Below are 24,510 nucleotides of genomic sequence, written 5' to 3'. Positions count from 1 at the left end.
AGCCCCTTATGAGCACGATCATCGACATCCACGCCCGCGAAATCATTGACAGCCGGGGCAACCCCACGGTCGAAGTCGATGTGACGCTTGAAGACGGCACCATGGGCCGTGCGGCCGTTCCCTCTGGCGCATCCACCGGTGCCTATGAGGCGGTAGAGCGTCGCGATGGCGACCAAAAGCGCTATATGGGCAAGGGCGTTCTGGAAGCCTGCGCCTCGGTCAATGGCGAGATCGCGGATGCGCTGGTCGGCATCGACGCGACAGAGCAGGTCGAGATTGACGGCACGATGATCGAGCTGGACGGCACCGACAACAAGTCGCGTCTGGGGGCCAACGCCATTCTGGGCGTCTCCCTCGCGACGGCGAAGGCCGCGGCTGATTATTGCTCGCAGCCGCTCTACCGCTATGTGGGCGGCACCTCTGCGCGCATGCTACCCGTGCCGATGATGAACATCATCAACGGGGGCGAGCACGCGGATAACCCGATCGACATTCAGGAATTCATGATCATGCCCGTCGCGGCAGAGAATATCCGCGACGCGGTGCGCATGGGCTCCGAGGTGTTCCACACGCTGAAGAAAGAGCTTTCGGCCGCAGGTCTGTCCACCGGTATCGGCGACGAAGGCGGCTTCGCACCCAACATCAGCTCCACCCGCGATGCGCTTGATTTCATTCTGAAATCCATCGAAAAAGCAGGCTACAAACCGGGCGAGGAAATCTACCTCGCGCTGGATTGTGCGGCAACGGAATACTTCAAGGACGGCAGCTATGTCCTTTCTGGAGAAGGGAAAACCCTGACCAGCGCCGAGAATGTGGATTATCTGGCGGCCCTCTGCGCCGATTACCCCATCATCTCTATCGAAGACGGCATGTCCGAAGACGATTGGGATGGCTGGAAACTGCTGACCGACCGTCTGGGTGACAAGATCCAGCTGGTGGGCGACGATCTGTTCGTGACCAACCCCGAACGTCTGGCCGAAGGCATCAAACGGGGGTCTGCCAACTCCATGCTGGTCAAGGTCAACCAGATCGGCACCCTGTCCGAGACGCTGCAAGCGGTCGACATGGCGCATCGTGCGGGCTTTACCAACGTGATGTCCCACCGCTCGGGCGAGACCGAAGACGCGACGATTGCGGATCTTGCTGTTGCGACGAACTGCGGTCAAATCAAGACGGGCTCGCTCGCGCGGTCCGACCGGTTGGCGAAATACAACCAGCTGATCCGCATCGAGGAATCGCTTGGCGTGACAGCGGAATACGCCGGTCGTTCGATTCTGAAAGGTTGATTACGGGGGGCAGTTCGCCCCGCCCGAAGATACGAAAGCGCGCCCGATCAAGGCGCGCTTTTTTTTGTGCTTGCGGTGTCGCGTCCAGTGTCAGCTTTGGATCTGACGCAACAGGCCCGACTTGGTAAAGCCCACACGGATCATATCCGTGTCACTTTTCAGCATCGGCATCTTGATCTGGATCGTCCGCGGCTGCGCGCCAAAGGCCACGTTCATCCGGATGGTGGCCACGAATTTGCCTTGCGTCGACGGGCGCACGTCTTCGATCATACCGACGACCTCGCGGTCGGTGGTCATGACCGTAGCGCCCAATGCCGCCGTGATCGGGACAGAGGCCGCGGCGCGGGTCACATCGCCGCTGACACTGCGCGATACCGCGGCAGTCGCGCTGCCGGTCGTTCCGCTGTCGTCGGTCGTCGTGCCGCCGCCGCTGTTGGACCCGCCGGTGCTGCCGACACCCACGCCAACGCCCGCGACGGAACCCCCGCCAACCGAGGCCCCGACACCAGCGCCCACGCCGCCGACAGAGGCACCTACGCCCGCATCAGCAACCGAACCGCCACCGACAGAGGCACCCGCCCCCGCGCCGACGCTGCCCGCGCCCACACCAACACCGACATCCGCGGCGGACCCATGGCCGGCACTGGCCCCTACGCCCGCGCCAATACCGCCCACGCTGGCACCGACGCCGACATCCAGCGCAAAGGCCGACGTGGCGATGAATACCGTTGCAACCGAAGTTGCGGCGTTTTTAAGAAACATACTCGTCATGGTCATTCTCCTTTTGAAAAGGAACGGCGCAAGCAAAGCCCCCACTTTATGCGCCACCGTTCTGAGGTAGTACAATTCAAGGTAGAACCACTCCGATCCCAAGCAAGGAAACAGACTGTTTACGGAACGCCGCTATGCAAGCGGGCAACAGCCCTTTGCCGCGCCAGAAACCCGCGGCGCGTAGCTAACCTATTCGGGAGAAACGAAGAATACGTACGACCATAGCGCGAAATTCTAACAGGCGACTCACGCCGCAACACGTCCTGTCCAGCGAAAAACGCAGGTCACAAGGGCGACGATACGCTGGCGCGCCACCCATCAAAGGGCCTTATTCTAAACGCTGATCGCCTCCGTCGGCATGCTGACGGTGCCGCCCCCGACCGCAGCCCGCACCCCCGTGGTGCCGGGGCAAGAGGTCGGCAGCCCGCGCGCCACCCGCACGGCAAGATATCCGAAGGCCTGCGCCTCCAGCATATCACCGTCGAGCCCGATCTCTTCTATCGGCATGACCGGACAATCCAGACTGACGCTGAGCATCTTCATCAACACAGGGTTGTGCCGCCCGCCCCCGGTGACCAGCACACGATCGGGCAAACGCGGACAATGCTGCATTGCTTCGGCCACGCCAGCGGCACACATGGCCGTCAGCGTCGCGGCGGCATCTGCGTCCGACAGTTCAGTCACCAGCGCGACCATCTCGTCAAAATCGTTCCGGTCTAGCGACTTGGGGGGCATCCGTGCGAAATAGGGCTCGGCCAGAAACAGCTCAAGCGCGCCGGTCTCTACCTGCCCGCGCGACGCGGTCTTGCCGCCCTCGTCAAAGGGCAACCCCAGACGCGCCTGCATCAGATCGTTGATGGGTGCATTCGCGGGCCCCGTGTCGAAAGCCAGCAGCGCCCCCTCCGCCTCGGGCAAGGGGATCGCCGGATCCACCCAGGTCAGGTTCCCCACCCCGCCAAGATTCAAAAAGGCCACCGGCCCCGTCAGCCCCGCATAGCGGGCGCAGGCGTGGTGAAAAAACGGCGCGAGCGGTGCGCCCTCTCCGCCCAGATGCACATCGGCGCTGCGGAAATCCCACACGACGGGCAGCCCCAGATGATCCGCCAGCGCGGCACCGTCGCCCACCTGCAACGTCCCCTGTATGCGCGGCGCATGGGCCAGCGTCTGCCCGTGAAAGCCGATCAGATCGACATCGGTATACGCTCCGAGGGCATCGATATGCGCTGCCTCCACCACCTGCGTCGCCGCCGCCACCTCTGGCCCTGACCATTTGCCGAAACCGGCCGCGATGGTGCGGCGTTCCTCGGCTGAATAGCTGCGGTAGCTCGACGTGCCGAAGCCCATGATATCGCGGCCGTCCGTCTCGATCACCGCGACGTCCACCCCGTCGAGCGAGGTGCCGCTCATCGCGCCTGCGGCCCGCAGCGGGCCTGTTTTCGCGATCCGTGTCGGGGTTCTTGCCCCTTGGGCCTTATTCATGGCCTTTTCCTTTGTCTGCTCAGCACCTATAGAGTGCACCACCACCCAAGCTGAGGGCAAGCACCATGACATACCACCCCAAATCCGATTTCATCCGCATCATGATGGAGCGCGGCTTTCTCGCCGATTGTACGGACTATCAGGGCCTTGATGACGCGCTGATGAACGGGGCTGTGCCTGCCTATATCGGCTATGACGCGACAGCGAAATCCCTTCATGTGGGGCATCTGATGAATATCATGGTGCTGCGCTGGTTGCAGAAATGCGGCGGCAAACCGATCACCCTGATGGGCGGCGGCACCACCAAAGTGGGCGACCCGTCCTTCCGGTCGGATGAACGCCCCCTGCTCGACAACGCCGCCATCGACGCCAATATCGCCGGCATGCAGCAGGTGTTCGAGAAATACCTGTCCTACGGTGACGGCGACAGTGACGCGATCATGCTGAACAATGCTGAATGGCTGGACAATCTGAACTACCTCGAATTCCTGCGCGACATCGGGCGGCATTTCAGCGTGAACCGGATGCTGTCGTTCGAAAGCGTCAAATCCCGTCTTGATCGGGAACAGTCGCTGTCCTTCCTCGAATTCAACTACATGATCTTGCAGGCCTATGACTTCCTTGAACTCAACCGCCGCTATGGCTGTTTGCTGCAAATGGGCGGCTCGGATCAATGGGGTAATATCGTCAACGGGATCGACCTGACCCGCCGCGTGCTGGATCAAGAGATTTTCGGCCTCACCACGCCTTTGCTCACCACCAGCGACGGCCGCAAAATGGGCAAATCCCAAGGCGGCGCGATCTGGCTGAACGGGGACATGCTGTCGCCTTACGAGTTCTGGCAGTTCTGGCGCAACACCACCGATGCGGATACGGGCAAGTTTCTCAAGATCTTCACCGAACTACCGGTCGAGGAATGCGACCGTCTGGGCGCACTGGAAGGCTCCGACATCAACGCGGCCAAGATCATTCTGGCGAACGAGGTCACGACCCTGCTGCACGGTGCCGAAGCCGCAAAGAACGCCGAAGCCACGGCACGCGAAGTATTCGAAAAAGGCGGCGTCGGCGATGACCTACCCACCCTGACGCTCAGCGCGGCGGATATCGGCGACGGCATCTCTATCGTGCAGTTGATCGTGAAATCCGGTCTGGCCGGTTCGGGCAAAGAGGCAAAACGTCTGATCACCGAAAACGGTGCCCGCTATAATGACGAACCGCTGACAGACGCAGGGCTGATGGTCGATGCCGCCACGCTGGCCACACCGATCAAGCTTAGCGCGGGCAAGAAACGCCACGCGCTGGTACAACTGGGCTAAGCCCCCCACAGTATGCGAGGGGGGCGGGTCGCCCTGCCCCCTTCAGCTTTCGGCTTTTTCTTCCAGCATCAGCCACTCGGCCTCTGCGTCCTGCAGCTTTTCATTCCGCTCGACCAAGGCATCGGTCGCTTTCTGGAATTTCACCGGATTGTCGGAATAGAGCGTCGGGTCGCTCATCAACTCTTCCAGCTTCGCGATTTCGGCTTCCAGTCGCGCAATCTCGGCGGGCAGCGCCTCTAGCCGGTGCTTCTCGGTAAAGCTCAGGCCCGATTGCTGCGCCGCTTTGGGCTTTTCGGATTTCGCCCCGGGCTTTGATTTGGCGACGACGCTTTGGTCAAAATCATCCTGCTGGCGCTGCGCCAGATAATCCGTCCAACCGCCCGCATAGACGGTCGCCTTGCCGTCACCTTCCATCGCAATGGTGGTCGCGGCAACGCGGTCAAGGAAGTCACGGTCGTGGCTGACCAGCAGCACGGTGCCATCATAGGTCGACAGCAGCTCCTGCATCAGATCAAGGGTTTCGACATCCAGATCGTTGGTCGGTTCGTCAAGCACCAAGAGATTGCTGGAGCGCGCCATGATCTTGGCCAGCAGCAACCGTGCCTTTTCGCCCCCCGACAAGGACCGCACGGGCGCACGGGCCTGCCCCTCGTCGAACAGGAATTCTTTCAGGTACCCAACCACATGTTTCGGCTGCCCGCGCACCAAAATCTGGTCCGCCTTGCCCGATACACGCATTTCCGGATCGCCGGTCAGACTGTCCCACAGCGACATATCGCCATCAAGCTGCGCGCGCGCCTGGTCGAACAGCGCGATCTCAAGATTGGTACCCTGTTTGATCTCGCCCCCGTCGGGCTGTTCTTTCCCGATCAGCATATTCAGCAACGTCGTCTTGCCCACACCATTCGGCCCGACCAAGGCGATCCGATCCCCCCGCTGGATCGTGATGTCGAAGGGGCGTAGAATCGTCTTGTCGCCAAAGGCCTTGGTGATGCCCATAGCCTCGACCACCTTACGGCCCGACTTCGGCCCCGCTTCCAGCGCCATGGCGGCGGTGCCCTGACGTTTGATCTGGCTGGCGCGTTCGGCCCGCAGGTCTTGCAGGGCGCGCACGCGGCCCTGGTTGCGCTTGCGCCGCGCCGAAATACCTTCGACAGCCCACCGTGCCTCCGCCTTGATCTTGCGGTTCAGCTTGTGGCGCTGCATGTCCTCTTCTTCCCACATCTGGTCGCGCCAGGCTTCAAACCCGCCAAAGCCGATGTCCTGCCGGCGCACAACACCGCGGTCGACCCAGAGCGTCGCACGGGTCAACTCACGCAGAAACGCCCTATCGTGAGAGATAATCACAAAAGCGGCCCGCGTCGCTTTCAGCTCGTCTTCAAGCCAGCGGATCGCTTCGATATCCAGGTGGTTCGTCGGCTCGTCCAGCAGCATCAGCTCGGGCTCGGAGGCCATCAGACGCGCCAATGCCGCGCGGCGACGTTCCCCGCCGGATGCGGTGCTGACAGGGCGCGCGGGGTCAAATTTCAACCCTTCTCCGGCGCGTTCGACCTTGTACATCTCGGACGGGTCCAAGCCATGGGCCGCGAAGTCGCCCAAAGTCTCGAATCCGGTCAGATCCGGGTCTTGCTCCATATAGCCTACCGAAACGCCGGGCCCGACGATCACGTCGCCGCTGTCGGCTTCGACCAATCCGGCCATGACCTTCATCAAAGTGGATTTACCTGACCCGTTCCGGCCCACCAGCGCCAGTCGGTCGCCGGATTGAACCACAAGGGACATGTCTTCGAATACGGGATCTCCGCCGAATGTCAGCGAGATCTCGTTAACTTGTAATAGGGGTGCGCGTGCCATGACAGCCAGCTAGCGCCGCGCCGCGTCAGCGTCAATGACCCCTCTTCCAAATGGGCTAAAATCCTCGCCGAAGGCATGAAACTCTTAGGCGGCACCGCGCAGCAGGCGCTTACGCCCCTCGGGGATCGCCGCGATTTCGAGGCCGGTAAACACATGCAGCGTGTTCATCTGGTGGTCGATCACCGCATGATCGCTCACCCAGCCCCCCATCATCAGATAGCTCCGCAGCAGCGGCGGCAGCATTTGTAGCGCGGCTTTCTCGGCCGGTTTGTCCAACCTCCGTTCCACAAAGCCCACCGTATCGGGGGCCTTGACCTGCGGCTGCCAGTGCAGGGGCGCAAGGTGGCGGCTGTGCAAAAGCGCCATGACATCGCTATAGGGTGCCGGATTTGTGCCCTTGAAGGAGGTACACCCAAAGAGCAACGCGACCGTATGGGCGTCCACAAACTGCGCCAGCGCGGCCCAGGCCATGCGCACGACATCCGGGTCTGTGACTCCCGGGGCCAGACAGAACCGCCCCAGCTCCATCATCGCGCCGGGGAAATATGTAAGCTTGGTCAGATCGTAGAATTGCGCGGCATAGCTTTGATCCAGCGACGCGCCCCCCATCAGCCCGATCCGGTAGCAGCACAGCAGGTCACCGCTGCCTTGATGCCGTACGAGGATATGATGCTTTTGCGCATCAAACCCGTCGATATCGCGCGGCTGGACCAGCCCAAAGGCCCGCGCGCGCAAGGCTTGCGCGGCCTCGATATCCTCGGCTGTGATGGCACAATAGGCGCGGTAAGGACCGCGTAAAAGCGGCTTGATCACAGCACCCTCCGGCACCGTCACGGGCCTGCCCTAGCCAGCCAGCGCCGCAGGGTTCAAGCGGCCAATGTTGCCCAGAAGCTGGCGGATAAAGGATTTATCCGAGATCGGCGAGCTGGTGACGCGGCGGTCAAGGGTGACGACATTGCCACGCTCCAGCCCGAAACGTTCGACGTTCTGCACCACCCCGTTGCTGTCAAAGCTGACAGCGACAACTTCGCGCTCTGTCTCGCGCGGGGCCATGAACCACATCGCCTGACGGCGCGACCGGACATAGTAATACCCCGAATTGGTCAGCAACCCTGCCGACGCAGGCACGCCCACGGTTTCGGCCACGGTGTCGCGTGTGTCCTGGCCCACGGTGATCTTCTCAAGATCCTCTTGCGGCGGGATATAGCCGTGGTTGGAGTATTGCGGGGAGCAGGCCCCAAGCGTCAGACCAGCAGCGAGAACTGTGGCGGTCAGCAGTGTCTTTTTGACATGGCGGTCGATACGCATTCTTGGTGCCCTCTTGCCCTTGGGGATCATGGCTTTTATCTCGCATACACTAAGCACGCCCCATGGTTCAAGAAACGAAAGTACCCCTAACATGTCTCGCACGCCCCCAAGCCCCACAGCATTGCGCGTCGCAGAGCTGTCGCAGAATGCGCAAACCCCTTTCTCCCTGCGTCCCGACGCCGACAGCTTGCGGATGATCGCAGAAGAACTTGATCTTTCAGCCTTACGTAAACTTTCATTCGAAGGGCGTCTCAAAGCGCTTGGTCGCAGCGATTGGGAACTCAAGGCGCGTCTGGGGGCCACTGTGGTGCAGCCCTGCGTGGTGACGCTGGAGCCAGTACAGACGCGGATCGACGTCGATGTCACACGGCTTTTCGTGCAGGATTACGAAGAACCCGAGGAAGCCGAGGTCGAGATGCCCGAGGATGATCGCACCGAACCGCTTGGCGCGTGGATTGATCCCGCGGCCATCATGATCGAAGCGCTGGCGCTTGAGATTCCCGAATATCCCCGCGCCGACGGGGCCGAACTGGGGCAAGCGGTCTATACCAAACCCGGCGACACCCCGATGACCGACGAAGACGCCCGCCCCTTTGCGGGGCTGGCCGGCCTCAAGAACCAGCTTAAGGACGATACCACCGAATAACCCTGCTGGTTTGGGTGAAAAAAGGGTTGCTTCGGCGGGTTTTCGCAGTATTTTGCGCCCTTCACCCCAATTAAGGTTGGACATCGGATAGGCTTCGGCCTAAACGCACGTCACGCCCAAACCGGGAGTTGATCTGAAACACGGTCGTCTTTGGCAGGAAGCCGATGAACGACCCCGAAGGCAAAGGCACCAGACATGGCTGTCCAACAGAATAAAGTTTCCAAATCGCGTCGCAACAACCGCCGCGCACACGATTCGCTGACTGCAGCGAACCCGAACGAATGCTCCAACTGTGGTGAGCTGAAGCGCCCGCACCACGTTTGCGCAGCATGCGGTCACTATGACGACAACGAAGTTGTTTCTCTGAACGAAGAGATCGACCTCGACGAAGACGCGGCGTAAGCTCGTCACGTCAACCGCAGTTCATAAGAGGCATCGCACCAGATGACGGCCACGTCCGATCAGCCTAGCGCGAGAACTCAGCGCACCCTTATCTCAGTTGATGCGATGGGGGGCGATCAGGGCCCGGCAATCGTTGTTGCCGGGTGCTCTGCGTCCGCGCTAAAAAATCCCGATATCAGCTTTATCCTGCACGGCCCTGCCGAAACGCTGGAACCGCTGGTGGCAAAGCGGCCCGAACTGAAAGGGCGCTGCACCATTCGGGATGCCCAAGGGGTTGTCACAATGGATGACAAGCCCAGTAATGTCGTGCGCAATGGCAAGGACACATCGATGTGGTCCGCCATCGAATCCGTGCGCGATAACGAAGCCTCGGTCGCGGTCAGCTGCGGGAACACCGGCGCGCTGATGGCGCTGTCGATGATCCGCCTGAAAAAGCTGCCGGGTGTGAACCGCCCTGCCATCGCTGTGCTCTATCCCTCTACCAACCCTCAGGGCTTTAACGTTCTGCTGGATGTGGGTGCGGATGTGCGTGCGGATGCCGATGACCTGTTGCGCTATGCGCTGATGGGCAAATCCTACGCCCGCAACGGCATGGACATCGAACGCCCGCGCATCGGGTTGCTGAATGTCGGCACCGAAGAACACAAAGGCCGGACCGAGCTGAAAGAAGCCCACGAGTTGATTCGCGACGCCGCGGATGACGCGGGTTTTGAATTTGTCGGTTTCGTTGAAGGCGGCGATATCTCGGGTGATGTCGCAGATGTGATCGTCACCGATGGATTTACAGGTAATATTGCGATCAAGACCGGTGAAGGCACCGCGACGCTGATCGGCAATGGCCTGCGCCAAGCGTTCAAGAATTCGATCTGGTCCCGCGCGGCATCGCTGCTGGCCTATACCTCGCTGCGCCGCGTCAGCAAACGGTTTGACCCGCGCCGTGTGAATGGCGGTGTGTTTTTGGGGTTGAACGGCACGGTCGTTAAATCCCACGGTGCCGCTGACGCTACGGGGGTTTCCTCGGCGATCAAACTGGCCGCGCGATTAGCGGAAAGTGAATTTACAAATCGGTTGGCTGCGCGTGTTGCCGCAGCGAAGCCGACGAAAGAGACCGAAGAATGACAAAAAGAGCCGTCGTAATTGGTGCCGGACACTACCTTCCGGAACGCATTGTCGAAAACGCAGAGTTTGAAGGCAAGATCGACACCAGTGACGAATGGATCCGGTCACGCTCTGGCATTGAACGGCGTCACTTTGTCGGCGAAGGCGAAACCACGTCGACCATGGCCACAGCTGCCGCCAAGGCCGCACTGGCCGACGCGGGCAAGACAGCCGCCGATGTGGATGCGGTGATTGTCGCCACCTCTACCCCCGATCTGACTTTCCCCTCTGCCGCAACGATGGTGCAGGCGCAGCTCGAGATGGAGCGCGGCTTTGCCTTTGATGTACAGGCTGTGTGCGCGGGCTTTGTCTATGCGCTGGCCAATGCCAACGCGCTGATCGTCTCGGGTCAGGCTGACCGTGTGCTGGTCATCGGCTCCGAGACGTTCTCGAAAATCATGGACTGGACCGACCGCAGCACCAGCGTGTTGTTCGGTGACGGTGCCGGCGCGATCCTGCTTGAAGCGCAAGACGGCGACGGCACCGCAGCCGACCGCGGTATCCTCTCCACCGATCTGAATTCGGACGGGCGCTACAAAGACTTGCTGTATGTCGACGGTGGCATCAGCACGGGCACGACCGGCTATCTGCGCATGCAGGGGAATCAGGTCTTCCGCCACGCGGTTGAAAAGCTCGCCGCGTCGGCAAACACAGCGATGGACCGTGCCGGCGTCAGCGCAGAGGACGTCGACTGGATCGTCCCGCATCAGGCGAATATCCGTATTATTCAAGGCACTGCCAAAAAGCTGAACCTGTCGATGGATAACGTCGTCGTGACGGTTCAAGACCACGGCAACACCTCTGCCGCGTCGATTCCGCTGGCCCTTTCCGTCGGGCAAGAGCGCGGCCAGATCAAGAAAGGCGACCTTCTGGTCACCGAGGCGATCGGCGGCGGGCTGGCCTGGGGCGCGATCGTTCTGCGCTGGTAAGCGGCTTTTCTTCGCGCGAACAGCACGTTACGCCCCATAGTTGTTGACTTGCGGAAAAATCACAGCCTATGCTGCTTAAAACACATGGGGGGAAGATATGGCCGACAAAACGTTGACCCGGATGGATTTGAGCGAAGCAGTCTTTCGTGAAGTAGGTCTTTCCCGCAATGAAAGCGCACAGCTGGTCGAAGCGGTGCTTGAACATATGTCCGACGCGCTGGTCAAAGGCGAACAGGTCAAGATTTCATCTTTCGGTACTTTCTCGGTGCGCGACAAGTCGGCCCGCGTTGGCCGGAACCCCAAAACCGGCGAAGAGGTCCCGATTAACCCGCGCCGCGTGCTCACATTCCGCCCGTCCCATCTGATGAAGGACCGGGTTGCAGACGGGAACAAGCGATAACCTAATGCCCAAGTCTCCGGACGCATTCAGAACCATCTCCGAAGTTGCAGAATGGCTTGAAATTCAGGCGCATGTCCTGCGTTTCTGGGAAAGCAAGTTCACGCAAGTCAAACCGATCAAACGCGCCGGCGGGCGGCGATACTATCGCCCCAACGATATGCTGCTGCTTGGCGGCATCAAACGCTTGCTGCATGAAGACGGGCTGACGATCAAAGGCGTCCAGAAGGTATTGCGCGAAGAAGGCATGGGCCATGTCGCGGCCCTGTCCGCGCCTCTTGACGGGGTCACGCAGGATGATCTGGATGCTGGTGGCGACACCATCGACATGACCCCCGCGCCGATGCACGAGGACGCAGAACAGACCCACGAGGGTGTTGTTCTCCCGTTCGAGCAACGCGGGAGCAAAGCGGCTAAGCCTGCGCCTGTCGAAGCGCCCGAAACACATGTAGAAGCCGCTTCCGCGCCCGAGGTGTCGGCCGAGGATACCCCACCCCTGCCTGCCGACGAACCGACCCTCGACGCGACAGAGGCGGAGCCGGAGGAGACAACCACTGCCCCCGCTGATACCTCTGCGGAGGACGGTGCCACCCTGCCCGGCTTCCTGCGCCACCCGATGACCGATGCACCGGTGCCGCCAAGCGATAACACGCCGGACGAAGCCCCTGACGCTACGCAAACACGCGCCCCGGATCAGGACGCGCCCGCGCCGACCATCGACAGCACGCCGAAGGCAGCGCCGGAAGACAGCACCGCCGAAACGCTGGAGGCGGAAACGCAGGACATCGAAGCGCCAGAGATCAACGAGGCACCGGAAGCCCCTGTTGTTTCAGGCCCCAAACCGCGTATCATCGATCTGCCGGCTCTGACGGCAGAAGAAGACTTCCCCGCCAAACCCTCTGTGCTTTCTGCTGCACTGCTGTGCCGCGATCTGCCCGAGGATTCGGCCCGCGATATCGCGCCTTTGCTTAACCGTTTGGGCGAACTGCGCGATTCCATTCGGGCCGATGTGGTCCGCGGCACAAAAGTCTAAGCCGCGCGTGCGATTTGCGACAATTCCCCCTTGCACGCACGGTTTTATCAGGTATGAAACGCCTCATGTCGGGCTATGGCGCAGCCTGGTAGCGCGTCCGTCTGGGGGACGGAAGGTCGCAGGTTCGAGTCCTGCTAGCCCGACCAACCGACATACAACAAACGCCCGTACCCTAATGGGTGCGGGTGTTTGCATTTGAAAGGCCCGGATATGATCGGCGTAGTTCCCAACCAGCATATCACCGACATGATCGCTTCGGGTCAGATCATCGGCACACCGCCTGTCGACAGCGCCCAGATCCAGCCTGCGAGCCTTGATCTTCGTCTAGGAACAGTGGCTTACCGCGTGCGTGCGTCTTTTCTTGCGGGGCATGGGGCCAAGGTCGCCGACCGTCTGGAAGAGTTCGAGATGCACCGCGTCGACCTGACGAATGGGGCGGTGCTGGAAAAGGGCTGCGTCTACGTTGTCCCGCTGATGGAAAGCCTCGCCCTGCCCAAAGGCACCTCTGCGGCAGCCAATGCCAAAAGCTCCACCGGGCGGCTGGACCTGCTCACGCGCACCATCACCGACGGCGGGACCGAGTTTGATCGCATCGCGCCGGGCTATACCGGCCCGCTTTACGCAGAGATTTGTCCGCGCTCTTTTTCGGTGCTCGTACGTCCGGGCATGCGGCTGAACCAGATTCGTTTTTCCACCGGTGCCGCCACGCTTGACGATGCCGCGCTGCGTGCATTGCACGCCGACAGCCCGCTGGTGGATGGCGAGGCCGTGATCGATGATGGTCTGGGATTCTCGGTTGATCTGCGCTTGCCTGACACCACGCTGGTCGGCTACCGCGCCAAGCCGCATACGGGTGTGATCGATCTGGACAAGATCGGCCATTATGACCCCGCGCAATACTGGGAAGAGGTCCACAGCGACAACGGTCAGATCATCCTCGACCCCGGTGCGTTCTACATTCTGGTCAGCCGCGAAGCTGTAACCATTCCGCCAGAATACGCCGCAGAGATGGCCCCCTATCTGGCGATGGTGGGCGAATTCCGCGTGCATTACGCAGGTTTCTTTGACCCCGGCTTCGGCCATGCCTCTGCAGGGGGTGCGGGATCACGGGGCGTACTTGAGGTCCGCTGCCACGAGGCCCCTTTCGTGCTGGAGCATGGTCAGGTTGTCGGACGGTTGGTCTATGAGAAAATGACCGACATCCCGACCCAGCTTTACGGGTCGGGCATCGCGTCGAACTACCAGGGTCAGGGTCTCAAGCTCAGCAAGCATTTCAGCGCGCCGCGTTAAGCTTCGCACCGCCTGATCGCGCGGGTTAGAAACGCGTCAACTTGCGCATATTCTTGACCATATTGCGCGCCTGTTTGCCCTGCTCGCGGCTGCTTCTGTCACGACGGGCCACTTCCTCGGCGCTTGGTTGGACAGGATTGCCGTCACGGTCCACCGACGCCCGACGCCCCTTGCCCAGCTTTGACGCCTGATCAAAGCCGATATCAACGCCTTTGTTGATCAAACGCCCCATCACGCGACGCATAATCATGTTAATTATCTGGTTCATGTCCTGACCTCTTTACCGCGCGTTAAACTGTGTCTGAGGCCAATATAGCACCTATTGCGGCGATTTTCAGGCCACCTGCGGGATTAATCCTCGAACAGCTCGCTCTGGCCCTCGGTCGCTTCTGGCTCTTCTTCGCTGTCGACACCGGGCATCTCGCCAAAGGCGGGGCGGCTTTCTAGCAATCCGGCAGAGCGGAGCTCCTTCAACCCCGGCAGGTCGCGGGGGCTTTCCAGACCGAAGTGGGCCAGAAATTCCTGTGTCACGACAAAGGTCACCGGACGACCGGGGGTCATTTTGCGGCGGCCAAAGCGAATCCAGTCCAGCTCAAGCAGCTGATCCAGCGTGCCGCGCGATACGGATACGCCGCGGATCTCTTCGATCTCGGCGCGGGTGGCGGGCTGGTGGTAGGCGATGATCGCCAAGGTCTCGATCGCGGCGCGCGACAGTTTGCGCGTCTCGACCGTTTCGTGTTGCATGAGATACCCCAGATCCGCCGCCGTGCGCATGGCGTAGGCATCCCCGATGCGACACAGCTCCACACCGCGGCCGGTGTAGCGTTTGCGTAGATGCACCATCGCTTCGGCAGGGTCACAGCCATGCGGCAGACGCGCCGCGATCTCGCGCAGGGTCATCGGCTCTGCGGTGGCGAAAAGGATCGCTTCGATCATGCGCTCCTGTTCGGCCAATGGCGGGGCCTCGAACAGGCTTTCTTCTGTTTGTTCAACGGGTTCGGCCACGTCAGATATCCTTCTTACGCAACTGGATCGGGGCAAACACGCCCTCTTGGCGAATTTCCAGATGCCCTTCCTTTACCAATTCAAGCGACGCCGCAAACGTCGATGCCGTGGCCGAGCGACGCATTGCCGGCTCTTCGCCCCATCCGTCGGGCATGTAGCTCGTCAGGTCAGACCAATCACCAGAAAAGCCAATCAAGCCGCGCATCCGCTCCAGCGCCTGCTCCATCGTAAAGACCTTGTCACGGTCCATCACGAAGGGGCGGAAATCGTCGCGCGTGCGGATACGCGCGTAGCCCTGCATCAGGTCCAGCAAGGTCGCGGTATAGGTCACGCGGCGGGTCTGGCGCATTTCCTGCGTCTGGCCGCGGGCAAAGAAGTCGCGCCCCAACTGGTCACGGGCCATCAGCTGGGCCGCCACGTCGCGCATCGCTTGCAGACGTTCCAGCTGGAACGCCAGATGCGCGGCCAGTTCCTCGCCCGAGGGGCCATCGTCCTGCGGATCAGGCGGCAGCAGCAGACGGGATTTCAAAAACGCGAGCCACGCAGCCATGACCAGATAATCCGCCGCAAGCTCAAGCCGCAGCGCCTTGGCCTTGTCCACGAACATCAGATATTGGCGTGCCAGTTGCAGCACAGATATCTTGCGCAGGTCGACCTTCTGGGTGCGGCTAAGGGTCAACAACAGGTCCAACGGGCCCTCGAACCCGTCGACATCCACGATCAGCGCCTCGGCCGCGAGCCGTTCAGCAACTTTCGTTTGCCCGTCTTCCAACTGCGTTTCAGCCATATACCGTCCCGCCCAAAAGCCTGTCGAGCTTTGCAGTCAGGGCAGGAATGTCAACATCATCAGGCGTCCGGCGCATGGCAAGGGCCCGCGCGGCACGTGTTTGCGCGGCCTCGGACATCTCTCCGGCAGCATCGGCAACACGGGTGCGATCCTCAAGTGTGGCGTTGCAATACAGCACCACATCACAGCCTGCGGCCAAGGCACCGGCGGCGATGGCATCCACCTCGCCCGTCAATGCTTTCATCGAGATGTCATCCGTCATGATCAGGTTATCAAAGCCGATATCCTCGCGGATCAGCTGCATCATCACGGGCGACAGTGTGGCAGGGCGCGGATCAATCGCGTCATAGACCAAATGCGCCGTCATCCCCATCGGCAGGTCGTTCAACGCCTTGAACGGGGCGAAATCATGGGTGTCCAACGCGGCACGCGGCGCATCAACCTGCGGCAAGTCAAAATGACTATCCATCGTGGCGCGCCCATGTCCGGGCATATGTTTGACCACGGGCAAGACGCCCCCCGCCAGCATGCCATCTGCCGCCGCACGGCCCAAAGCTGCCACCGCATCGGGCGTCGTGCCGTAACAGCGGTTGCGTAGAAATGCGTGGGTTTGCGCCCCGGCGACATCGACCATCGGCGCGCAATTGCTGTCGATGCCCACGCGGTGCAGCTCGTCCGCGATCAGTCGAAAGCGCAGATACATTGCCTCTGCCGCGTTGGGGCCTGCCGCTTGCACGAAGTCCAGCGGTGCCGTCCAGTCGCGCCAATGTGGTGCGCGCAAACGCTGCACCCGCCCGCCTTCTTGGTCAACGGTGATAACAGCCTCGTGGCCCGCCGCCTCGCGCAGCTCATCACACAGCGCGCGGACCTGATCCGGCGTGTCGATATTGCGCGCAAAGAGAATGAACCCAAAGGGCTTTACGGCGCGAAACAACGCCTTTTCCTGCGCCGTCAGCCGAAGCCCCGACGCGTCCAGTATCGTCGCCCCGTATCGCATCAGCGTGTAACGACGGGAATGCAGTCGGTGTTTTCAGCAACCAGCGCCGAACAGAAGCGTCGCGCATCCGCGATGTCCGAGAACCCATGCGCACGCAAACGGTAGAAGGTGCGCCCGCCGCTGCTGGCCTCTTGGATGATGCGGTCCTTGCCTTCCATATAGGCCCCGAAACGCGCGTTCAGACGGACCCATTGCGCCCGTGCGATCTGCGGTGAATCGAATGCGCCAAGCTGCACCAGACGCGTACCTGTGGGCAGGCTGTCGGGCGAAAGCTCTTTCACTTCGGCGGCGGCAACCGGTGCAGGTTCAAACGACGCCTTGGTCGCAACGGCACGGCCACCGGGGCGCGTTTGAGGACGCAAGGATGCGCGGACGCCCGGCTCTTCGCCCATGGCAACGGCCACCGCGTTCGACACCGCCATCTCAAGCGGGTCGACATCCATCGTGGCACTTGCGTTCATCGGCTCTGGCAGGGCGGTGCCGTCTTCTTCGTCTTCCAGTGGTTCCACCCCATCGGTGAGAGAGGCGACAAGATCGTCCACATCGCCGTTTTTCAACGCCTCTGCCACGTCAGCCGCAGGCGATGATTGCGTTGGTGCCTGTTGCGCAGGTGCAACCATCGCGACGGGAATGGGCTGGTCTTCTTCTTCCAGATCCAGTGGCTTCGGGGCCAAAATCAGCTGTTCCGCGAATTGGTTCGCCGTCCCTTCAGAGGCCACAGCATTGACCGACAGACCCTGATTGTCCGCCAGTTGGCCGCCAGGATTTTCGGGCCGCACGCGCATATCGCCTTGGGCCGCACGCACCACCGGAATGCCGGTAACATCGCGCACCAGCAGCTTGTAGCCCCAGACCCCGATGCCGACGATTAGGGTGATGGAAAGCGCCGCGCCCGCGAAATTTGCAAACTTGGTCAAGGGCTTGGCCGCAACTTGCGGTGCCAACCCTGCGTCATGTTCAAAGGAGTACCCCCCACCCTGGGAGGAGGACGTGTAATCTGCCATTTCTGCCTCACTGCCCGCGTCAGATATCACCCGCGCGGGTCTGTTTTTTGAACCTGCCTGACCAGCAATGGTGCGTTATCGCATCTCTTCCGCTGGCTTGACCCCAAGAATACCAAGACCTGACGCAATTACAATCGCTGCGGCTTGGGCCAGCGCGATTTTTGACTGGGACAGGGCCGCATCATCCTGCAGGAAACGCAGTTCAGGCACGTCGTTACCGCGGTTCCACAGCCCGTGGAAATCGCCCGCCAGCTCGTAGAGATAAAAGGCGATCCGGTGCGGTTCGTTGCTGCGCGCCGCGGTCTCTACCATCCGGGGCCATTCGGCCAGCTTTTGCGCCAATTTCAGCTCTGCTTCGTGGTCAAGCTGGCTCAGGTCGGCACGCTGCAAGGTTTCCATATCCGTGTCGACCCCCGCCTCTGCCGCCTTGCGCAGGACAGAATGCACACGCGCATGGGCATATTGAACGTAGAACACCGGATTCTCACGCGACTGTTCCAGCACCTTGGCAAAGTCAAAGTCCAGCATCGCGTCATTCTTGCGGGTCAGCATGACAAAACGCGTCACATCAGGGCCCACCTGATCAACCACATCGCGCAGGGTGACGAATGTCCCTGCCCGTTTGGACATCTTGAATTCCTTGCCGTTCTTGAACAGCTTGACCAGCTGCGTCAGCTTGATGTCGAGCGGCACCGACCCCTCGGACAGCGCCGAAACAGCGGCTTTCATCCGTTTGACATAGCCGCCGTGATCCGCGCCAAAGACGTCGATCAGCATGTCAAAGCCACGCTGCACCTTGTCGTAGTGATACGCGATATCGGGCGCGAAATAGGTCCAGCCGCCGTCGGACTTCATCACCGGACGGTCAACGTCATCACCATGGGCGGTGGATTTGAACAGGGTCTGCTCGCGCGGCTCCCAGTCCTCGGGCTTCTTGCCTTTTGGCGGCTCAAGCACGCCCTCATAGATCAGCCCCTTGGCTTTCAGGTCATCAATCGCGGATTCAATCCGGCCCGTGCCATAAAGCGACTTTTCGGAATAAAACACATCCATCTTCACCCCGAGAGAGGCGAGATCATCGCGGATCAGCTTCATCATCTCGTCGGTGGCAAAGTTGCGCACCTCTTCAAGCCAGACGGATTCATCGGCGTCGATATAGGCGTCGCCCACCTTGTCTTTCAGCGCGGCCCCCACATCGATCAGATAGTCGCCGGGGTATGTGCCTTCGGGAAAGGCGACCTCTTGGCCATGCGCCTCGAGATAGCGCAGATAGACAGAGCGCGCCAAAACATCGACCTGCGCGCCGCCGTCGTTAATGTAATATTCACGCGTGACATCGAAACCCGCGAAATCCAGCAAGGATGCCAGCGCATCGCCAAAGACCGCTCCGCGGGTGTGCCCCACATGCAGCGGCCCCGTCGGGTTGGCCGAGACATACTCGACATTGACCCGCTTGCCCTGCCCCAGATCGCCCCGGCCAAAGTCTGTGCCCTGCCCCAGAACGGCACCGACAACACCCTGCCAAACCGCAGCACTCAGCCGCAGGTTCAAGAACCCCGGGCCCGCCACATCCGCCGCCGTGATCCGTGGATCCTCGGCCAGCTTTTCGGCCAGCTTTTCAGCGATATCGCGCGGTTTCATACGGGCCGGTTTCGCCAGTACCATCGCGGCATTGGTCGCCATATCCCCATGCGCCGCATCGCGCGGCGGCTCTACGGTAATGGCGTCAAAGCTCAGCCCCTCGGGCAGAAACCCGTCGGCAACCAGCGTATCAAGGGTGGACAGCACAAGGCTGCGGATATCGGCAAATAGGTTCATAACGGGGTTCCTTCGACTTGGCCCCGTGTATCACCTGAATATGCGCCCATAATCAAGGGCGGTTCAGCCTTTAACGATCAACCGCTCATGTTCCTGCAAAGCAAAGCGATCTGTCATCCCCGAGATATAGTCGCTGACGATCCGCGCAAGCGCCGTATCGCCGTCCGCGTCCTCTACATCCTTGCGCCATTGCTTGGGCAATTGGTCCGTATGCGCGCAGAAATAGGGGAAAAGATCCTCGACCACCTGCGTGACCTGCTTGCGCATGATCACCACGGATGGCGCGCGATACATGCGGTCAAAAAGAAAGGCGCGGATGACCTTGAGATCCTGGAAAACCGGATCGGAGAACTGGATCAACGTGCGCCCGGCCATGCGAATATCGGTGGCGGTTTCGGGCTTCATCTCGGCCAGACGGTGCCGGGCGACGCTGATCACGTCCTCCACCAGCACGCCAAAGAAACGGCGCAGCGCTTCGTGACGGCGGCGATAGTAGTTCAGACCGGGATACAGCCTGTCCACTTCGGCGAAATTCTGCTTCAGGATCGGCAGTTCGGCCAGCTCGTCCGTCGAGAACAGTTCGGCCCGCAAACCGTCATGCAGGTCGTGGTGGTTATATGCCACATCATCGGCAATCGCCGCCACCTGCGCCTCGGCACTGGCGAATGTCTCCAGCTCAAGATCATGCTGACGCTCATAGGCCGCAAGTGCCCACGGCAGCTCTCCTGTCACCGGCCCGTTATGTTTGGCCAACCCCTCCAGCGTGTCCCAAGTCAGGTTCAGCCCGTCGAAATCCGCGTAATGCCGCTCCAGATGGGTGACGATGCGGATGGCTTGGGCGTTGTGGTCAAACCCGCCATAGGGGGCCATCAAGGCTTCCAGCGCGTCCTCGCCCGTGTGACCAAAGGGCGGATGCCCCAGATCATGGGCCAGAGCGACCGCCTCTGTCAGCTCGGCATTCAGACCCAACGCACCGGCGATCGTGCGTGCCACCTGCGCCACCTCGATCGAATGGGTCAGCCGCGTGCGATAGTAATCGCCCTCATGTTCGATAAAGACCTGCGTCTTGTGCTTGAGCCGCCGGAAGGCGCTGGCGTGGATGATCCGGTCGCGGTCCCGCTGAAAGCAGGAACGAAAGGTGCTTTCCTCTTCCGGTATCAACCGTCCCCGGGTCAATGCCGGATCAGAGGCAAAAGAAGCGCGCATAGTCGGTGGTCCTTGTGGCCTGTCCTGCGGGTTTCTATATTGTAAGACAACACAGATGGAAACCGATCACACCGGAGCCCGAAAATGAACCTGCCCCCCCAAGTTACCCCGCGCGCCTTTGACCGCCTTGCCGAAATCGGTGCCGCCGCAGAGGGCAAAGCCCTGCGCGTCGCCGTAGAGGGCGGCGGCTGCTCCGGCTTTCAGTATGACATCGCGCTGGATGATCCCAAAGACGATGACCTGATCCTTGAAGGGGCCGGCCAGAAAGTTGTGGTCGACAGCATCTCCCTGCCCTTTCTTGCCAATGCCGTCATCGACTTCTCGGAAGAGCTGATCGGCGCGCGTTTCGTGATCGAAAACCCCAATGCCACCAGCGCCTGCGGCTGCGGCACGTCTTTCTCGATGTAACAGGTGCCCGATACACGCGCCCGCTTCATTTTGCCCAAGTAAACTCCCGCCGGAGGCTGGCCTCATGCCCGCATGAGGCCATTCTAGTGCCGTAGCTGCACCATAGAAGCCACTGCCGGGATCGGTGCCCGCGCGAACCGCGCGAAAAACGCTTCAAATTGCGGGCAAGACGTCTCTGCCTCGGTCAGTATCTCTTGCGCCTCAGGGTCTAGCGCCCTCATGACCCGTCCACGCATAAGCGACCACTGCGCTTGCCGCGTCTCTCCCATGTCAAAAAGCGCCGCCGATAGCGCCTGCAGCGCCCCGTTTGGCGGGGTATAGCGGATGGCCACAGCCCCTTGTGGCACCGGTTGGCAAAATGCCGCCCCTCCGGACATGTGCGCGGCCCAGCCGGTCACCAGATATGCGTGATACCCGTCCACCGGTCCGCCCCCCTGCTGCGGTACGATCCGGCAGGCACGTGCAGCGGACTGAACCGCATCCTTCCACAGTGCAGGTGACGCAGCGCCTGCAAACCGTAGCGCGACACAAAGCTCGGCCAGCAGATCCATATCCTGATCAAGATACGCCAGAATACCGGCAAAATTCAGGCTTCTGATCGCTGTCGCCGGCAGTTGGGGGTCGCGCTGACCGTAGTCTGACAGATAGAAAACGATATGTGCCAGCTCATAGGATGCTTTCTTGTTAGGCAGCGCAAAGGTTTCGGATCGCGTGAAAAAGCGGCGCAAGCGGGATTGCAGGGCGTCGTCGCGCGGCACGGACATCCGACGCGCCAGCAGGCGCTGCGCTTCGGCGCGTTGCAGGTCAGACAGTTCCCCATCCGCCAGCCGCATACGGGCGACCCAATGCACCAACCGCTCCCCCGCGTCGCCGGGCAAGCCCAGATCCTCAAGGTCCAGCGCGAGGGACAGGAAAAATCGGTAGTACTGCGGAAAGAAGCGGATCGTCTCTTCGATGCGGTCATAGAAGGACGCATAGGGCACCAGAGCGTCTGGCGGGACAGGCATGTCCGCGCTTGCCAGAATTCCCAGCCATTCCGCGTTTTCCTTCAACCAGAACACATCCCCCGCACGGCGTCGCTGCACCGCAAACATACGGCTGATCGCGGCGCTATCGGCGTGTTTGCGACCGCTATTGCGCGCACGTACGGATGAAAGCGGTATAACATTCGACATAGACCCCCCTTGGCAAGAAACCCCTGCGCCGGTTCCAGCGCAGGGTGTGTTTGGATTAGCAGCCGGTGGTAAACAAACCGGTAAGCTCCCCAGTCGCCATGCCGCCTGCCTGCGGTCCCGACTGTGATCCTGTGGTGAACAGCCCGGTGCCGTGGTCGCAATGGGGGTCTTGCCCTGCACGGATACAGCCGGTGGTATAAAGCCCTGTCCCCGCCCCCTGATGGAGCGATGCCGCCCCGGCCTGAACATTCGGGAAAGCAGTTTCGACGTAAGCAATAGCGGTCATGAGTTTTCCTTTTTGGCGTGATTTTGAAATCGGCAACTAAACCTCAAGCTGCACTCCTTTCATCAATCACCACCTCAGGGCTTTGACCTAGGCGGTAAAAAGATCGCATTTTAACGATGTAAATCATCCACATGCGCTGCGTCTTTGATCCGGTTGAAACCACGCGGCGATGCCGTGTTCTCCACAATAGCTACAATTTTAATGGAACGCTGGCAAAGCGCCCCGCGGCGGCGTGGGCACCGTCGGCTCTCCTTCGAATCGCAGGCGAAACCTGCCCAAACCGGTGCAGCCCCCTTGCCCCATATTGCGGTATGCGCGATAGCTGCGGGGACCAATGCAGGGGGCCGCCATGAAAATCGCCACGTTCAACATCAACGGGATCAAAGCGCGGATCGACGCCCTGCCCCAATGGCTCGACGAAGCGCAGCCCGACGTCGCCATTCTGCAAGAGATCAAATCCGTCGACGAAGGCTTCCCGCGCGAGCTGTTCGAGGATCGCGGCTATAACGTCGAGACCCACGGGCAGAAATCCTTTAACGGAGTCGCGATCCTGTCAAAGCTCCCGCTTGAGGATGTAACCCGTGGCCTGCCCGGGGACGACAGCGACGAACAGGCGCGCTATATCGAGGCAACGGTCGTGGGCGATCATTCTTCGGTTCGGCTTTGTGGGTTGTACCTTCCCAACGGCAACCCCGCGCCGGGCCCGAAGTACGATTACAAACTGGCCTGGATGCAGCGTCTTGAAGACCGTGCGCGCGCACTCTTGGCCGAGGAAACACCGTTTCTGCTGACCGGCGACTTCAACATCATCCCCCAGGCCGAAGACGCGGCAACGCCAGATGCCTGGCGGGAAGATGCGTTGTTTCGCCCTGAATCCCGCGCCGCCTGGCGACGTCTGCTGGCCCTTGGCCTGACAGAGGCGTTCCGCGCACGGACCCAAGGGCCGGGGCATTACAGCTTTTGGGATTATCAGGCAGGCGCGTGGAACCGCAACAACGGCATCCGTATCGACCATTTCCTGCTGAGCCCTGCCATCGCCGACAGCCTGCGCGACTGCCAGATCGACAAAGATGTACGCGGACGCGAGAAACCCTCCGATCACGTGCCCGTCTGGGTGGAGCTTGACCTCTAACGCGGACGCACAAGCGCGGCCCTAGATCACGCCTGAAGCTCGGCGTCCCAATAAAGAAAATCCATCCAGCTATCATGCAGGTAGTTGGGCGGGAATTTCCGGCCCATATTGCGCAGATCCTCGGCTTGCGGCTGGCGCGGTGGTTTGCGCAGCTGGAATCCGGTCTGGTGCAGCGCCTTGGACCCTTTTTTCAGATTGCACGGGCTACACGCCGCAACAACGTTCTGCCAGCTTGTGATACCGCCCGCCGCACGGGGCACCACATGGTCAAAGGTCAGATCCCCCCGTGCACCGCAGTACTGGCAGCAGAATTCGTCCCTCAGAAATAAATTAAAGCGCGTGAAGGCCACGCGCTTTTGAGGTTTGACATAATCTTTGAGAACGACCACCGACGGGATGCGAATTTGCATCGACGGGCTGTGAACATAGTCGTCATATTCAGCGACGATATCCACCCGATCCAGCCATTTGGCCTTCACCGCTTCCTGCCAGGGCCACAGCGACAGCGGATAGTAGGACAAGGGCCTGTAATCCGCGTTCAGCACAAGGGCCGGTTTGTTTTTCAGCCCTGCCGGGCTTCGGGTGAATTCAGTTCTAAAGTCGCCGTCCATTGTTCGATAGCCCCTTGCCGTTCCGCGTCCGGTCCAGCGGGACAGCCCCGCTGATGCTTTCGACTATATCTCGTGGTTTGCGTCTGACAAGTCGCAAACGGGTACAAGATGTCGCAGACATGCGTAAGCTGATTACGTAACAGGCATGTGACGGAAACGGCCAATCCGGCCGGGGCCTTCCTGCGGGTCGCGCATGCGCCCGCAGGGAATGG

General features: G+C 60.9%; 26 protein-coding genes and 1 tRNA gene. 12 read left to right on the top strand and 15 right to left on the bottom strand.

The features are described 5' to 3' along the window. Nucleotides 1-8: 8 nt before the first annotated feature. The gene (eno, locus tag IV89_RS08080; RefSeq protein WP_009824746.1) at nt 9-1,286 is read left to right on the top strand and encodes a phosphopyruvate hydratase; all 1,278 of its coding nucleotides are present in this window, start codon (nt 9-11) and stop codon (nt 1,284-1,286) included. 90 nt (nt 1,287-1,376) lie between these two features. Here eno and IV89_RS08075 read toward each other — a convergent pair whose 3' ends face one another. Together IV89_RS08075 and IV89_RS08070 are read right to left on the bottom strand one after the other, a co-directional pair. Further along, nucleotides 1,377-2,057, bottom strand: a complete 681-nt coding sequence (locus IV89_RS08075) for a hypothetical protein (protein ID WP_037944387.1) — start codon at nt 2,055-2,057, stop codon at nt 1,377-1,379. Between the two features lie 333 nt (nt 2,058-2,390). Next, entirely contained in the window at nt 2,391-3,536 is a 1,146-nt protein-coding gene (locus IV89_RS08070; protein WP_037944388.1) for an anhydro-N-acetylmuramic acid kinase, read from the bottom strand. 65 nt (nt 3,537-3,601) lie between these two features. On the opposite strand from IV89_RS08070, the gene tyrS reads away from it, so the two are divergent. Next, the gene (gene tyrS / locus IV89_RS08065) at nt 3,602-4,852 is read left to right on the top strand and encodes a tyrosine--tRNA ligase (protein WP_037944389.1); all 1,251 of its coding nucleotides are present in this window, start codon (nt 3,602-3,604) and stop codon (nt 4,850-4,852) included. Between the two features lie 42 nt (nt 4,853-4,894). Here the strand turns inward: tyrS and IV89_RS08060 are convergent, their stop codons facing one another. From IV89_RS08060 to bamE, 3 genes are all read right to left on the bottom strand, one after another. After that, complete coding sequence (locus tag IV89_RS08060) at nt 4,895-6,706, bottom strand: ATP-binding cassette domain-containing protein (RefSeq protein WP_037944390.1); 1,812 nt, start codon at nt 6,704-6,706, stop codon at nt 4,895-4,897. Nucleotides 6,707-6,790: 84 nt separating this feature from the next. Continuing rightward, nucleotides 6,791-7,540, bottom strand: coding sequence for a GNAT family N-acetyltransferase (locus IV89_RS08055; protein WP_081858791.1), 750 nt, complete (start codon nt 7,538-7,540; stop codon nt 6,791-6,793). A gap of 9 nt (nt 7,541-7,549) precedes the next feature. Next, the gene (gene bamE, locus IV89_RS08050; RefSeq protein ID WP_037944392.1) at nt 7,550-8,014 is read right to left on the bottom strand and encodes an outer membrane protein assembly factor BamE; all 465 of its coding nucleotides are present in this window, start codon (nt 8,012-8,014) and stop codon (nt 7,550-7,552) included. A 91-nt stretch (nt 8,015-8,105) separates the two neighbouring features. Here bamE and IV89_RS08045 point away from each other — a divergent pair, with 91 nt between their 5' ends. The 8 genes from IV89_RS08045 (at nt 8,106) to IV89_RS08010 (ending at nt 13,869) form a co-directional block, all read left to right on the top strand. Next, complete coding sequence (locus tag IV89_RS08045; protein ID WP_074634824.1) at nt 8,106-8,660, top strand: DUF177 domain-containing protein; 555 nt, start codon at nt 8,106-8,108, stop codon at nt 8,658-8,660. Between the two features lie 195 nt (nt 8,661-8,855). Further along, a complete protein-coding gene (gene rpmF / locus IV89_RS08040) occupies nt 8,856-9,062 on the top strand; it encodes a 50S ribosomal protein L32 (protein WP_005853791.1) in 207 nt (68 codons plus the stop codon). 42 nt (nt 9,063-9,104) lie between these two features. Further along, nucleotides 9,105-10,181 carry a phosphate acyltransferase PlsX gene (gene plsX, locus IV89_RS08035; RefSeq protein WP_037944394.1) on the top strand — a complete coding sequence of 359 codons (1,077 nt, stop codon included), beginning with the start codon at nt 9,105-9,107 and terminating at the stop codon, nt 10,179-10,181. Then, nucleotides 10,178-11,149: a beta-ketoacyl-ACP synthase III gene (locus tag IV89_RS08030; RefSeq protein WP_037944395.1), complete on the top strand. Its 972-nt coding sequence runs from the start codon at nt 10,178-10,180 to the stop codon at nt 11,147-11,149. The genes plsX and IV89_RS08030 overlap by 4 nt, the downstream gene beginning before the upstream one ends. Before the next feature lie 97 nt (nt 11,150-11,246). After that, nucleotides 11,247-11,549: an integration host factor subunit alpha gene (ihfA, locus tag IV89_RS08025; RefSeq protein ID WP_005853794.1), complete on the top strand. Its 303-nt coding sequence runs from the start codon at nt 11,247-11,249 to the stop codon at nt 11,547-11,549. A 4-nt stretch (nt 11,550-11,553) separates the two neighbouring features. Beyond that, nucleotides 11,554-12,579, top strand: coding sequence for a MerR family transcriptional regulator (locus tag IV89_RS08020; RefSeq protein WP_037944397.1), 1,026 nt, complete (start codon nt 11,554-11,556; stop codon nt 12,577-12,579). 69 nt (nt 12,580-12,648) lie between these two features. Continuing rightward, nucleotides 12,649-12,725, top strand: a tRNA-Pro gene (locus IV89_RS08015). A gap of 64 nt (nt 12,726-12,789) precedes the next feature. Then, the gene (locus IV89_RS08010) at nt 12,790-13,869 is read left to right on the top strand and encodes a 2'-deoxycytidine 5'-triphosphate deaminase (protein WP_037944398.1); all 1,080 of its coding nucleotides are present in this window, start codon (nt 12,790-12,792) and stop codon (nt 13,867-13,869) included. Nucleotides 13,870-13,894: 25 nt separating this feature from the next. Here IV89_RS08010 and IV89_RS08005 read toward each other — a convergent pair whose 3' ends face one another. The 7 genes from IV89_RS08005 to IV89_RS07975 form a co-directional block, all read right to left on the bottom strand. Then, nucleotides 13,895-14,137 carry a hypothetical protein gene (locus IV89_RS08005; protein ID WP_037944399.1) on the bottom strand — a complete coding sequence of 81 codons (243 nt, stop codon included), beginning with the start codon at nt 14,135-14,137 and terminating at the stop codon, nt 13,895-13,897. An 83-nt stretch (nt 14,138-14,220) separates the two neighbouring features. Then, nucleotides 14,221-14,874, bottom strand: a complete 654-nt coding sequence (scpB, locus tag IV89_RS08000) for an SMC-Scp complex subunit ScpB (RefSeq protein ID WP_005853798.1) — start codon at nt 14,872-14,874, stop codon at nt 14,221-14,223. A gap of 1 nt (nt 14,875) precedes the next feature. Then, on the bottom strand, nt 14,876-15,661 hold the full coding sequence (locus IV89_RS07995; protein ID WP_005853799.1) for a ScpA family protein: 786 nt from the start codon (nt 15,659-15,661) through the stop codon (nt 14,876-14,878). After that, complete coding sequence (nagZ, locus tag IV89_RS07990) at nt 15,654-16,658, bottom strand: beta-N-acetylhexosaminidase (protein ID WP_037944400.1); 1,005 nt, start codon at nt 16,656-16,658, stop codon at nt 15,654-15,656. The genes IV89_RS07995 and nagZ overlap by 8 nt, the downstream gene beginning before the upstream one ends. Next, nucleotides 16,658-17,662, bottom strand: coding sequence for an SPOR domain-containing protein (locus IV89_RS07985; RefSeq protein ID WP_081858804.1), 1,005 nt, complete (start codon nt 17,660-17,662; stop codon nt 16,658-16,660). Before IV89_RS07985 ends, nagZ begins: the two co-directional genes overlap by 1 nt. Nucleotides 17,663-17,737: 75 nt before the next feature. Then, on the bottom strand, nt 17,738-19,480 hold the full coding sequence (gene argS / locus IV89_RS07980) for an arginine--tRNA ligase (RefSeq protein ID WP_037944401.1): 1,743 nt from the start codon (nt 19,478-19,480) through the stop codon (nt 17,738-17,740). 63 nt (nt 19,481-19,543) lie between these two features. Continuing rightward, entirely contained in the window at nt 19,544-20,686 is a 1,143-nt protein-coding gene (locus IV89_RS07975) for a deoxyguanosinetriphosphate triphosphohydrolase (protein ID WP_005853804.1), read from the bottom strand. Nucleotides 20,687-20,770: 84 nt separating this feature from the next. On the opposite strand from IV89_RS07975, the gene IV89_RS07970 reads away from it, so the two are divergent. Further along, nucleotides 20,771-21,094 carry an iron-sulfur cluster assembly accessory protein gene (locus IV89_RS07970; RefSeq protein WP_009824761.1) on the top strand — a complete coding sequence of 108 codons (324 nt, stop codon included), beginning with the start codon at nt 20,771-20,773 and terminating at the stop codon, nt 21,092-21,094. An 83-nt stretch (nt 21,095-21,177) separates the two neighbouring features. Here IV89_RS07970 and IV89_RS07965 read toward each other — a convergent pair whose 3' ends face one another. Next, nucleotides 21,178-22,269 carry a hypothetical protein gene (locus IV89_RS07965; RefSeq protein ID WP_037944402.1) on the bottom strand — a complete coding sequence of 364 codons (1,092 nt, stop codon included), beginning with the start codon at nt 22,267-22,269 and terminating at the stop codon, nt 21,178-21,180. 55 nt (nt 22,270-22,324) lie between these two features. Further along, on the bottom strand, nt 22,325-22,555 hold the full coding sequence (locus IV89_RS07960; protein WP_037944403.1) for a hypothetical protein: 231 nt from the start codon (nt 22,553-22,555) through the stop codon (nt 22,325-22,327). 349 nt (nt 22,556-22,904) lie between these two features. Between IV89_RS07960 and xth the strand changes: the two genes are divergently transcribed. Beyond that, nucleotides 22,905-23,687 carry an exodeoxyribonuclease III gene (gene xth / locus IV89_RS07955; protein WP_037944404.1) on the top strand — a complete coding sequence of 261 codons (783 nt, stop codon included), beginning with the start codon at nt 22,905-22,907 and terminating at the stop codon, nt 23,685-23,687. Nucleotides 23,688-23,713: 26 nt separating this feature from the next. Here xth and IV89_RS07950 read toward each other — a convergent pair whose 3' ends face one another. Further along, entirely contained in the window at nt 23,714-24,298 is a 585-nt protein-coding gene (locus tag IV89_RS07950) for an HNH endonuclease (RefSeq protein WP_005853809.1), read from the bottom strand. Nucleotides 24,299-24,510: the final 212 nt, after the last annotated feature.

The sequence above is a fragment of the Sulfitobacter sp. CB2047 genome, assembly GCF_000735125.2.
Taxonomy (GTDB): domain Bacteria; phylum Pseudomonadota; class Alphaproteobacteria; order Rhodobacterales; family Rhodobacteraceae; genus Sulfitobacter; species Sulfitobacter pontiacus.
Note: the sequence above shows the minus strand (reverse complement) of the source record. Positions and strands in the feature narration are given on the sequence as shown.